The sequence below is a fragment of the Mycobacterium parmense genome (assembly GCF_010730575.1).
Classification (GTDB): domain Bacteria; phylum Actinomycetota; class Actinomycetes; order Mycobacteriales; family Mycobacteriaceae; genus Mycobacterium; species Mycobacterium parmense.
The window spans coordinates 3144945-3156496 of record NZ_AP022614.1 but is presented as its reverse complement, the minus strand read 5'-3'; the positions used below and the strand labels follow the sequence as shown (position 1 = coordinate 3156496).

General features: G+C 70.0%; 11 protein-coding genes. 3 read left to right on the top strand and 8 right to left on the bottom strand.

Annotation, left to right across the window (positions count from 1 at the left end; all coding sequences use genetic code 11):
• Positions 1 to 14: 14 nt before the first annotated feature.
• The 3 genes from G6N48_RS14495 to G6N48_RS14485 all read right to left on the bottom strand — a co-directional run bounded on the left by G6N48_RS14495 (position 15) and on the right by G6N48_RS14485 (position 1834).
• Positions 15 to 689, bottom strand: a complete 675-nt coding sequence (locus tag G6N48_RS14495; protein ID WP_161494236.1) for a GAP family protein — start codon at positions 687 to 689, stop codon at positions 15 to 17.
• A 99-nt stretch (positions 690 to 788) separates the two neighbouring features.
• A complete protein-coding gene (locus tag G6N48_RS14490) occupies positions 789 to 1073 on the bottom strand; it encodes a GlsB/YeaQ/YmgE family stress response membrane protein (protein ID WP_085270679.1) in 285 nt (94 codons plus the stop codon).
• A gap of 89 nt (positions 1074 to 1162) precedes the next feature.
• Entirely contained in the window at positions 1163 to 1834 is a 672-nt protein-coding gene (locus tag G6N48_RS14485) for a GntR family transcriptional regulator (RefSeq protein ID WP_085270617.1), read from the bottom strand.
• Between the two features lie 144 nt (positions 1835 to 1978).
• Here G6N48_RS14485 and G6N48_RS14480 point away from each other — a divergent pair, with 144 nt between their 5' ends.
• Positions 1979 to 3031 (top strand): cupin domain-containing protein, encoded by a 1053-nt coding sequence (locus G6N48_RS14480; RefSeq protein WP_085270618.1) that lies wholly within the window; start codon positions 1979 to 1981, stop codon positions 3029 to 3031.
• Between the two features lie 33 nt (positions 3032 to 3064).
• Here the strand turns inward: G6N48_RS14480 and G6N48_RS14475 are convergent, their stop codons facing one another.
• Positions 3065 to 4579: a sensor domain-containing protein gene (locus G6N48_RS14475; protein WP_139825903.1), complete on the bottom strand. Its 1515-nt coding sequence runs from the start codon at positions 4577 to 4579 to the stop codon at positions 3065 to 3067.
• 228 nt (positions 4580 to 4807) lie between these two features.
• On the opposite strand from G6N48_RS14475, the gene G6N48_RS14470 reads away from it, so the two are divergent.
• Positions 4808 to 5815: a VWA domain-containing protein gene (locus G6N48_RS14470; protein WP_085270620.1), complete on the top strand. Its 1008-nt coding sequence runs from the start codon at positions 4808 to 4810 to the stop codon at positions 5813 to 5815.
• Positions 5816 to 5819: 4 nt separating this feature from the next.
• Here G6N48_RS14470 and G6N48_RS14465 read toward each other — a convergent pair whose 3' ends face one another.
• From G6N48_RS14465 to G6N48_RS14455, 3 genes are all read right to left on the bottom strand, one after another.
• Positions 5820 to 6803, bottom strand: a complete 984-nt coding sequence (locus G6N48_RS14465; protein WP_085270680.1) for a VWA domain-containing protein — start codon at positions 6801 to 6803, stop codon at positions 5820 to 5822.
• A 100-nt stretch (positions 6804 to 6903) separates the two neighbouring features.
• Positions 6904 to 8253, bottom strand: coding sequence for a protein export chaperone SatS (gene satS, locus G6N48_RS14460; RefSeq protein ID WP_085270621.1), 1350 nt, complete (start codon positions 8251 to 8253; stop codon positions 6904 to 6906).
• A gap of 107 nt (positions 8254 to 8360) precedes the next feature.
• The gene (locus G6N48_RS14455) at positions 8361 to 9200 is read right to left on the bottom strand and encodes an alkaline phosphatase family protein (RefSeq protein WP_443677841.1); all 840 of its coding nucleotides are present in this window, start codon (positions 9198 to 9200) and stop codon (positions 8361 to 8363) included.
• A gap of 147 nt (positions 9201 to 9347) precedes the next feature.
• Here G6N48_RS14455 and upp point away from each other — a divergent pair, with 147 nt between their 5' ends.
• A complete protein-coding gene (upp, locus tag G6N48_RS14450; RefSeq protein ID WP_085270623.1) occupies positions 9348 to 9971 on the top strand; it encodes a uracil phosphoribosyltransferase in 624 nt (207 codons plus the stop codon).
• Here upp and G6N48_RS14445 read toward each other — a convergent pair.
• A complete protein-coding gene (locus G6N48_RS14445) occupies positions 9968 to 11548 on the bottom strand; it encodes a phospho-sugar mutase (RefSeq protein ID WP_085270681.1) in 1581 nt (526 codons plus the stop codon). The two genes, upp and G6N48_RS14445, sit on opposite strands and share 4 nt — an antisense overlap.
• Between the last annotated feature and the right edge of the window lie 4 nt (positions 11549 to 11552).

Sequence of the window (11552 nt, the reverse complement as noted above, 5' to 3'; positions counted from 1 at the left end):
GGGCGCGCCGGATCTCAGGCCAGCCCGTACAGCACTACGGCCACCCCCACGGCCACGGAGGTCGCGGCGGTCATGGTGCGGTGGCGGCGCTGAACCCAGCGCCGGATCAGTTCCAGCTGCGGGTCGATACGCGGCCCGACGACGAGGTAGGCCAGGATGGGCGCGGCGACGGTCGAGTTCGCCAGGACGGCATAGAAGGCGACTGCCGCCACCGCGCCGGCGACGTCCAACGGCGCGTGGGCGATCTGGGTGCCCGCGGCCGCGCTGGCGGCCAGCACCTTGAGATTGGTCAGGATGGGGAACATCCCGATGGCGGCGGCCACCGCCGGCGGGATCCGGCCGACCCCGTCCCACCAGCGGCTGTTCGTGGCCCGGTCCCGCCGCCGCCACAGCCAGGCGCCCAGCACGACGAGCACCGCCCCGGCGGTCACGGCGACCCAATCCGTCCACGCCGGCGCGGGCTCCTGAAGGCTCTGAAAAGTCTCGAACAACCGGGGCAGTCGCATGAACACCAGCGTCATCGCCGTCACCGACACCGATCGGCCCAGCAGGTAGCCGATGCTCGACCACTTCGGCCGGTCGTTGTGGATCAACAGCACCAGGGTCACCACGATCGCCACGGGCGACAGCGCCACGACCAGCGCCGACGCGGCCAGCTTCGCCAGCAGAAGCCCCGAGAGACCCAGCAACGCAACACCTTTCAGCCTGGCTCTAAACGCAACCACCCGAAAGCCGCGGTCTCGGGAGAAGATCGCGGCCCTCGGGCGGTCAACTGCTTGGCTGTAACCCTAGTGAGGCAGCCGGGTGCCGCTGCGGCGACCCGTCACGGCCTCGTAGATCGCGATGAGGACGACGGCGGCGCCGACCCCGATGAAGAACGGAATCCACGCGATTCCGCCGTTGGCGTTGTGGTACCCGAACTGGCTGGCCACCGCCGAGCCGATCAGCGCCCCCACGGCGCCGACGAGAACCGTCATCAGCATGCCGATGTTCTGCTTGCCCGGCATGACGAGACGTGCCACCAAACCGACGATCGCGCCCACGACGATGGCGAGGATAATCGATCCGATCATTTCAGCTCCTGACTTCGCGGCACCCGGGACGGGCACCATCTGTGTCAAGGACTTCCCCGAATCGACGATTGTCTAACGCAATTGGGCCGTCAGATCGGGTCCCAGGCGAGGCCCATCGCGCGCACGGTGCTCGCCAGATGGTCCTGCACGGCCTGCAGCGCGCGCGGCTGATCGCCGTCGCGCAGGGCTTGGGCGATGCTCTGATGCTCGTCCATGATCGTCGACATCCGGTTGGGATCGCGCAGCGCTGATTCCCCGATCATCCGCATCTGCCGGTCCCGCAGCGACGAGTAGAACCCGGACAGGATGGCGTTCCCGGCCTCTTCCAGTGTGACGGCGTGGAAGGCGCGGTCGGCGTCCAGGAAATCCTTCCAGTTCTCCGCCGCGGCGGCGGCGCGCTGCCGGTCCAGCTCGCCCGAAAGTCGTTCGTACAGCGCGGCGCCCGCGGCGGGGTCGCGCCCGGCCACCCTGGCGGCGGCGAACTGCTCCAGGGCCAGCCGCGCCTCGATGACGGCGCGGACCTCCTCGGGCGAGACCGGGATGACCAGGGCGCCGCGCTGCGGATAGAGCCGCAGCAGGCCCGCGGCCTCGAGTCGCAGGAACGCCTCGCGGACCGGGGTCCGCGACATCCCCAGCGCGGTGGCCACGTCGCCCTCGCTGATCAGGTCGCCGCCGGGGAAAGCGCCCGTGAGCACCTGGGTCTTGACGTATTCCAGTGCGCGGTCCTTGGCCGTGGCCGGCCGTGCGTTCGTCGTCGTCACCGAGTCCTTCCTGGTAGCTGAGTCGTATCTCAGTTGTGGAGGTGACCGTACACCGCCGCGGGCCACGTTGGCCTTGCAACTGAGATACAAGATAGATACTATTCAGATACGCGACACGACACGAGACGATGTACGGAGACGCTGATGAGCACCACCGAAAACGCAGTGGCCCCCAAGCCGGCCCCTGAGCTGGCCCCCATGCTGGACCCCACGGTCCCCGCGCCGATGATCAACGTGGCCGAGTACGGCTTCGAGGGCCGCTTCCAGGACTGGGCGGACGACGCCAGGCTGTTCGAGTACTCCAAGGCCGCCAACCCGATCGGCTCGGGCCTTGCCCCACAGGTGCCGATTACCCGGTTCGAGCCCGAGATCTACCTCGATTCGCCCACCGGAGTCATCCCGCTGGACCTGTCGGGCGAACTCGGCATCGGCTCCGGCGCGGCGACTAGCCCCGCCCTGCTGGCCAACTTCCTGCGCATCCGTCCCGGCGAGCAGATCGACACCAGCCCCAACGCCACCTCGCAGCTGTTCTACGTCCTCTACGGGCGCGGCTTCGCGGCCGTCAACGGCCAGCTGGTCGAGTGGGAGAAGGGCGATTTCCTGACGCTGCCGGCGGGCGCCCGTTCGGTGTTCTACGCGGCCACCGACACGACCATGTATTGGGTGCACGACGAGCCGCTGATGCGCTACCTGGGCGTCGAAGCGACCCAGCCGCGGTTCCGGGCGACCAAGTTCCGGCGTGCGGACGCGGTGGCGAAGCTGGAGGAGATCGCGTCGCGGCCCGGCGCCAACGAGAAGAGCCGGGTCAGCGTCCTGCTGGCCAACGCCAACCAGGAGCAGACGCTGACCATCACCCACGTGCTGTGGGCCATGTTCGGGGTGCTGCCGCCCAATCAGGTTCAGCGCCCGCACCGGCATCAGTCCGTCGCGCTGGACCTGATCCTCGACGCGCCCGAAAGCGGCTGCTACTCACTGCTGGGGACGCGCCTCGACGAGCACGGCGACATCGTCGACCCGACCCGCGTCGACTGGCGGGCGGGCTGCGCCTTCACCACCCCGCCGGGCATGTGGCACGCCCACTACAACGAGACCGGCGAGCCCGCGCACCTCATCCCGATCCAGGACGCGGGGCTGCAGACTTACCTGCGCAGCCTCGACATCAAGTTCACTCAGCGGCGCGATCTCGTCGCCGGCTGACGCGGGCGCGCCGCGGCGAGCGCGTGCGGGCGGCTACTTCGCGGCGTTGGTCGCGTTGGTCGCGATCTTGTCGGCGATCTGAGTGCCTTCGTTGGTCACGTGCTCGGCGCAGGCGTTGGCGTCGATGACGACGTTGGCCACCGTGCTCAGGGTGTGTTGGCAGCTCCAGACATAGCCTTCCTGCGACGACGTGACGCTGATCTTCGTGTCGTTGTCGACGACGTCGGCGAAGCCCCACTGCGAGGTTTTCCCGTCGGGCTGCGTCTTCGTCACGGTCTTTCCGGCGCAGGCTTTCCACTTGTCGGCGGAAGACCGCACGAACGCGGGGGCGTTGGGGGCGTACGAGAACGTGACCGCGGCCTCGACCACGACATGGTCGAATTGGGTGCCGGGTTCGCGCACGTACCGGTCGGCCACGGCCTGATAGTCACTGCCCTGATAGGCCGTGAGTTCCTCGGTGTCAGCCGCGCCGGCGCAACTGGGATCCGACAGCGTCGGCGCGGTGGCCATCTGATGGCTCGACGAGATCTGCTGCATGTTCGAGGTGCCCATGATGGAGTTCAGGTCGCTGGCGGTGAGCAGGATCGAGTCCAGCTGCTCGGCCTTGACGACTTTCGTCGTCGGATGCGGGTGCGGCCAAAACACCACGGCCGCAATTACTATCGCGACGACGGCGACCAGGGCGCCGGCGCCGGCGAGGATCCATGTCGTCCGGGACCGCCGACCCGTCGGGGCCGGATGCTGGGTCGGGCCCGGAAACGGTGGCCGCGCCGGTCCCGTGAAAGGCTGCGGGGGCGGGCCCCCGCCCTGGCTTGGGAACGGCCCCGAGGTGTGTGGTGGGAACGGGCCGGGGGGGAACGGAGGCTGTGGGGTGGGGCCGGACGCGGGTTCCGCCGCGTTCATCGAGGCAATGATGCTCTCGACGTCGGTTCGGGTGCGGTAGGTGACGTCGGGGCGGTCGCGCAGCATGCACAGGAGCTGGGTGAGATCGCGCCGGGCGGCCGGGTCGTCGCCGTCTTCGTCGAGCGCGGACTTGAGTTCCGACACCAACTCGGACTGCTGGCGAGCGCTGAGTACGGGGTCTTTGATCGTGACGGCCAACCGCATCAGGTAGGCGAACGGCACCGGCGGCTCGTCGGGCAGCGGCGAGGGCAGCGGGCCCACCCGCGCCCGCTGCTCGTGCACGGCGGCGATCAGTTGGATGCCGGTGTCGACGCTCGGGTTCCGGTAGTCGATGATCTGCATGGTGGACAGCGGGTTGAGGCGCATGCTGTCGAGCGGGCCGACCTGAACCGGCAGAATGGGCCGCTGCAGCGCCTGGGCATAGCGGAGTTCGGCCTGACACGGCTTCGACGCCAGCGAGTTGTTCGACAACGCGACGATAAAGACGTCACAGTCGCGGATCCGCTCGAGGATCACGCGCCACCACGCCTCGCCGCCGCCCAGTTCCTCGTCCAGCCAGACCTGCAGGTGGGCCCGTTGGAACGCCGCCATGAGGCCGTCGAGGGCCCGCCTGTCGCGGCTGGCGTAGCTGATAAAAAGACCCATCACGGCCTCCCTCACGCGCTCGACGTCGGCCACACGCCCCACACCAGCCGCCGATAGAGCAGGAGAATACCCGGTCGACGGGGTGCTTGGCGGACCAAAGTGGCCCGGTCAACCCGGGAACGTAGCCGGCTCGCCCGCGGCGGGCCCGCGAATGTTCCATCTCGCGCCCCGGCTTCGCCCGCGCGGGGCGCGTGCAGCGTCGGCTCTCGACGAATACTGTGGCTGGACATGAAGTTGCCCCTGCTGGGCCCCGTGTCGCTCACCGGCTTCCAGAACGCCTGGTTCTTCCTGTTTCTGCTGGTCGTGGCGTTGGTTGTGGTCGGCTACGTGGCCCAACAGTTCGCGCGGCGCCGGCGGGTGCTGCGGTTTGCCAACATGGAGGTGCTCGAGCGGGTCGCGCCGGCGCGGCCGAGCAAGTGGCGGCACGTGCCGACCATCCTGCTGGCCACGTCGCTGGTGCTGCTGACGACGGCGATGGCCGGGCCCACCTCCGACGTCCGGATTCCGCTGAACCGCGCGGTCGTGATGCTGGTCATCGACGTCTCGGAGTCGATGGCGTCCACCGACGTCGCCCCCACCCGGCTGGACGCCGCCAAGGAGGCGGGCAAGCAGTTCGCCAGCGAGCTGACGCCGGCCATCAACCTCGGGCTGGTGGAGTTCGCGGCGAACGCCACGCTGTTGGTCCCGCCGACCACCAACCGCGCGGCGGTGAAGGCGGGCATCGACAGCCTGCAGCCGGCACCCAAGACCGCGACGGGCGAGGGCATCTTCACCGCGCTGCAGGCGATCGCGACGGTGGGCTCGGTGATGGGCGGCGGTGACGGCCCGCCGCCGGCGCGGATCGTGCTGGAGTCCGACGGCGCCGAGAACGTGCCGCTGGACCCCAACGCCCCCCAGGGCGCGTTCACCGCAGCGCGGGCAGCCAAATCGGAGGGGGTGCAGATCTCGACGATCTCCTTCGGGACGCCGGACGGCACGGTCGTCTTCGAGGGTGCCACGATCCCCGTCCCGGTGGACGACCAGACCCTGCAGAAGATCTGCGAGATCACCGACGGCCAGGCCTTCCACGCCGACAGCCTGGAGTCGCTGAAGCAGGTCTACACGACGCTGCAGCGCCAGATCGGCTACGAAACCGTCAAGGGGGATGCCAGCCTGGCCTGGATGCTGCTCGGCGCGGTCGTCATGGCCGGCGCGATCCTGGCGGGTCTGCTGCTCAACCGCAGGTTGCCGGCCTAGTTCCTCAGGCGGGCAGCCGCCGGTTGATCAACAGCCCCAGCGCCGCCGCGACCAGCGCGGTGACGACGGCCAGGCGCAGCCACCCCGAGCTGCCGGGGCCGGGCACCGTGCGATACCCGATCTCGTTCTCGATGGCGTTGTAGTCCTTCTCCAGCTCCTTGAGGTTGGTGGCGGTGTAGGACTGACCGCCCGACAACTTGGCGATCATCTTCATCTGGTCCGTCGAGACGGGGACCGCGATGCGGTGGCCTTCCATCTCGATCTCGCCGCTCTGCGTCCCGAAGGAGATCGTCGAGATGGGCACGCCCTGGTCCTTGGCCAGGCGGGACGCGGTGTAGGCCCCGTCGTGCGGATCGTTGGGGTCCGACGGCTTGTTCTCGCCGCCGTCGGAGAGCAGCACGATGCGGGCGGGCGGCGGGGTGTCGCCGCCGGCCACGGCCGTGGCGCTGATCGCGTGCAGGGCGGTGAAGATGGCCTCGCCGGTCGCCGTGCTGTCGGCGAAGTCGAGCTTCTTCAGGGCGTCGACGGTCGCCTGGTGCTGCGGCGTGGGGGGCACCAGCAGGAATGGCGTTCCCGCGAACGCCACGAGCCCGAGGTTGATCCCCGGCGTCAGCTGGGTGGCGAACTGGCTCGCGGCCTGTTCGGCGGCCTTGAGCCGGTTGGGGTCGACGTCGGTGGCCCGCATGGAGTTGGACATGTCGATCACCAGCATGATGACCGCCCGGTTGCGGGGAATGCGCATGTCGTGGGTCGGCGTGCCCAGGGCGACCGTCAAGAGCAGCAGCGCGAGCAGCGACACCGCGATCGGCAGGTGCCGCCACAACGACTGCGGCACCTCGGCCTCGGTGTACCGGCGCAGCCGGCGGCGGCGCCGGGCCTGAACGAGGACGTAAACCGCGAGCAGCGCGACCGGGATCAGCGCGAACAGCAGCAGGGCCGGACGCTGAAACCCGTACAGGGGCAGCGGGCCGATCCCGGGCAGCGACACGTGGTCCACCTTCCCGTTCTAGAGCCCGCCGGCCGTCCCATCGGCCGGCGGCGGACACTGCCCGCCAGTAAAGAGGAGACTTGGAAACCCGTCAAACGGGCTATTCGCGCCTGAGCCGCCCGTCGACGAATTGCTCCAGCTTCTCCCACTCGCGCACCACCGCGGCGTACGGGGGCGCCGGCTTGCCGACCGAGCCCGGCTCGAGGACGTAGGCCACCAGTTTGCCCAGCGGCCGTCCGGTTTCGAGCGCCTTGTCCACCGCGGAATCCTCCGAGTAGTCGCCGATGTCGCGGAGCAGTTCCACCGCCAGGTCCAGCTGGTCGCGGTCCACGGCGTCCGGCCCGTCGGCGAGGTCGTCGGCCAGCCCGCTGAGGACATAGATGTTGTCGTCGGTGACCTCGACGGCCAGCGAGCCGTCGGTGGCGGCGGTGCGGATGTCGTCGTAGGTGCTCAGGTCGGCCAGGTCGTGGTCGTGTTCGTCGGCGAGGTAGCGCGCCAGCGAACGCTCGGAGGTGAAGACGCTGATCCTGCCGTTGCGCCCGAGGAAGACCGGCTGGTCGTCGAGGTAGCAGCGCAGCGTGTAGAACGTGCCCGAGCTCGTCATGATCCGGATCGGGTCGATGCCCACCTGCTGCCAGAAGTCCTCGTCGCCGCCCAGCACGACGGTGTCGCCGGGCGCGCGGTCTTCTTCGACTTCTTCGTCTTCGTGTTCGTCTTGCCTGGGTTCGGCTTCGTCTTGCTCCGGCTCGTCTGAGGAGTCGGTGGCCTCCCCGGCCTCGGTGGCCTCGGTGGCCTCGGTGGCTTCTGTGGCGTGGTCTTCGTCGCCGGCTTCTCCGGTGTCTTCTTCTTCGGGCTCCTCGGCCAGCTCCTCGGCGGCCTTCTCGGACAGGGCGTCGTCGACCTCGGGGATGCTGATGATCTCCTCGATCGCATCGAGCACGTCGTCCCAGCTGCGCCCGATGACCTCGCCGATCGCGTTCCAGCGCTTCTGCCCTGCCTTGCCGGCGAAGTGGTCGATCCCGCCGGAGACCGTGCCCAGCGAGGGGTTGCCGTTGAAGAACTTCGACACGGCGGGCAGCTCGCACACCGACCCGATCGACGACACGATCGCCAGCGCGCCGGCCAGCGCACTCACCGACGCCTCGCTGGGCTTCTCCGCCATCAGCTCCTCGACGGCGACCAGGTCGAACTGCTTGTCCTCGGCGGGTTGCAGCTTGCGCGCGTGCGCTGCGGTCAGGTCCTTCCATGCGGGGTGGTCGACCAGGTCGTTGTCGGTGTCGGAACGCACGAACGCGGCCAGGTCGGCGACGCTCTGGAAGACGTAGAGGTCCTCGTCCTTGCCCAGGAACGCCTCCCACTCGTCGCCGGCGTCGCGCCAGCGCGGCGCCCAGACGGTGTAGCGGTCGCCGGCCGGCAGGCTCAGGCGGATGGGCACGAGGTCAGCAGCCATGCGGCACACAATAGCGACGATCGGCGCCGCGATTGCCACACCCCGCGACGGCGAGCGCCGGGACGGCGAGGTTGAGGGGGCGATTGGGCCAGGGGCCTCGAAGGGCTCTACGGGCTCCAGATGTCGGTGATCACCGGCGCGTTGGCCGCGTAGCCGGTCTTGGGCAGGCCGTACATCTGCTCGAGCGTCGACAGCACGTTGTAGTGGCTGATCTGTTCGGTGTAGGTGCCGGGACGCACGTGCCCGCCGTAGATGACCGTCGGGATCTGGTTGCGGGGGCCGCCGTCGTCCTCGTCCCAGGTCACGATCAGCACGCTGTTGTTGGCCATCGCCCAGTTGGCGTAACCCGACAGCTCGCGGTTGAGCCAGGCGTCGCCCTGCGCGATGGAGCCGTCGTGCATGTTGTCGTCGTTGTTGGGAATGACGAACGACACGGTGGGCAGGCTCGCGTAGTTGCCCATCGGGAACGACGAGAACGGCAGGGAGTTCGCCGGCGGCACGTTGGTGAAATTCGCCCACGGCACGTGCTTGCGGGCGTACTTGCCCGCCGTGCACACCGGTGAGCCGACCGTGGGCAGGCCTTCGGCGAAACCGGCGAATGTGTAACCGGCGGAAAGCAATTCGGACGCCAAGTTGGGCACCGCACCGGCGTTGACGGGGCAGACGTCCTTGGTGACGCCGAGGGTGTTGCCGGCGAACAGCGCCAGATAGTTCGGTTCACTCGGGTGGGTCTCGGCGAACGACTGCGCCATGTTCGCCCCGCCCGCGGCCAGCGCGGTGATGAACGGCGCCGACTTGCTGCCGATGATGTTGGATTCGGAGCGGTTCTCCTCGATCACGACGACCACGTGCGCCAGCTGCGGCATGGCGGCCGCGCTCAGGTCCACCCGCGGCGCCAGCGGGGTCGCGGCCAAGGCGGCCAGCGCCAAGGCGCCGGCCAGGCGCAGGACGTGATATGCCCTGCCCGGCAGCCTTCTTGGCCGCTTTCTCCGGCTCCGCACCGGGGGAGTATATGGCGGCAACCGTTGCGTTGGCGGCGTCCGCGAAGGCGTGTCAGCGGGCTTACGCGCGATTGTTATATAGGGTCGATCCCCGTGGAGGTGCGCGTCGTTGACCACCCGCTGGCGGTCGCCCGGCTCACGATCATGCGCGACGAACGCACCGACAACGCGGCCTTCCGGGCCGCGCTGCGCGATCTGACCGCGATGCTGGTCTACGAGGCCACCCGGGACGCGGGCCGGGAGGCCTTCCCGATCCGCACGCCGCTCGCCGAAACACTCGGTGTGCGATTGGCCCGGCCGCCCGTCCTCGTTCCGGTGCTGCGGGCCGGGCTGGGCATGGTCGACCAGGCCCTCGCTCTGCTGCCGCAGGCCCGGGTCGGATTCGTCGGCGTCGCCCGCGACGAGCAAACCCACCAGGCGAGCGGGTATTTCGAGTCCCTGCCCGACGACTTGGCCGGGCACCCGGTCATGGTTCTCGACCCCATGCTGGCCACCGGCGGGTCGCTGAGACACACGATCGGCCTGCTGCAACGCCGCGGCGCCGACGACATCACGGTGCTGTGCGCGGTCGCCGCGCCCGAAGGTGTTGCGGCGCTGGAGAAAGCGGCGCCAGAAGCGCGGTTGTTCACCGTCGCCGTCGACGACGGGCTCAACGAAAACGCCTACATCGTGCCGGGGCTCGGCGACGCGGGCGACCGGCAGTACGGGCCCCGCTAGCCGTACTCGGCCACCAGCTGCTCGCGCAGCGCGCGCGCCCGCCGCCGGGCCGCCGCCAGGTCACCGGTCACGGCGCAGCGAACCTCCATGTAGCACTTGAGCTTCGGCTCGGTTCCCGAGGGCCGCACCACCACCCGCACCGAGGCGTCGTCGTCGCCGCCGGTCAGGATCACGGCGTCGCCGAGGTCGGTGGCCGTGGCGGCGAATCCGGCCACCCGTCGTGGCGGCTCGGCGGCCAGCCGCCGCATCAGGCCGGTGGCCTCGCCGGCCTCGGCAACCCGGCGCGACACGGCCGCGACGTCGTGCACGCCGTATCGCCGGGCCAGGTCGTCGAGCGCGTCGGGCACCGAGCGGCCCTGCGCGGCAAGTGTCGCCACCAGGTCGCACACCAGCACCGCGGCGCTGATTCCGTCCTTGTCGCGCACGGCCTCCGGGTCGACGCAGTGCCCGATCGCCTCCTCGTAGGCGTACACCAGCCTGCGGCCGGGCAGGTCCGCGTCGGCGCGCGCCAGCCACTTGAAGCCGGTGCGGGTCTCGACGTGGGTGGCCCCATGGCGCGCTGCGATGGCCGCCAGCATCCGCGACGACACCAGGGTGCTGGCCACCACGCGCTGTCCCGGCGGCGCCTCCGGCGTTGAGCTGGAAAGAATGTAATCGCCTAGCAGCCAACCGGTTTCATCGCCGGACAGCATCCGCCAACCCGTCTCGGTGGGGATGCCGACCGCGCACCGGTCGGCGTCGGGATCGAGCGCGATCGCGACATCGGCGCGCACGTCGGCGGCCAGGGTGAGCAGCGCGTCGGTGGCGCCGGGCTCCTCGGGGTTCGGGAAGGCGACGGTCGGGAAGTCGGGATCGGGCGCGAACTGCTCCCCGACGGTGTGTACATGGTCGAAGCCCGCGCGGCGCAGCGTCTCGACCGCCACCGCGCCGCCCACGCCGTGCAGCGCGGTCAGCGCCACCCGCACCGAGCCCCTGCCGCGGCGCACCCCGGCGGCGCGCTCGACGTAGCGCCGGACCAGATCGGTGTCGGCAGGTGCGACCGGTGCCCGGGGGATCTGGTCGGCCGGGGGCGCTGCGGCGATCGCGGCCTCGATCTCGCGGTCGGTGGGCGAGACGATCTGGATGCCGCCGTCGGCGTACACCTTGTAGCCGTTGTCGGTGCGCGGATTGTGCGAGGCCGTGATCTGGATCCCGGCGGTCGCGCCCCGGCGGCGCACGGCGTACGCGGTCAGCGGTGTCGGCACCGGACCCGGCAGCAGGATCACCGAAACCCCCTGCGCCGCAAGCACTTCCGCGGTGACGGTGGCGAACACCGCCGAACCGTGGCGGGCGTCGCGGCCCACCACGATCAGCGATCCGGGCGCGCCGCCGAGGACCCGCGCCACCGCCCAGGTGGCGCGGGACACCACCGCGACGTTCATGGCGTCGGGCCCGCCCCGGACCGGGCCGCGCAGCCCGGCGGTGCCGAACGTCAACGGCCGCGCGAACCGCGCGGCGATCTCGTCCGGGGCGCAGGCGGCGAGCTCGGCGGCCGTCCGGGGGTCGGGATCGTGGGCGATCCATTCCTCGGGTGTCATCGAC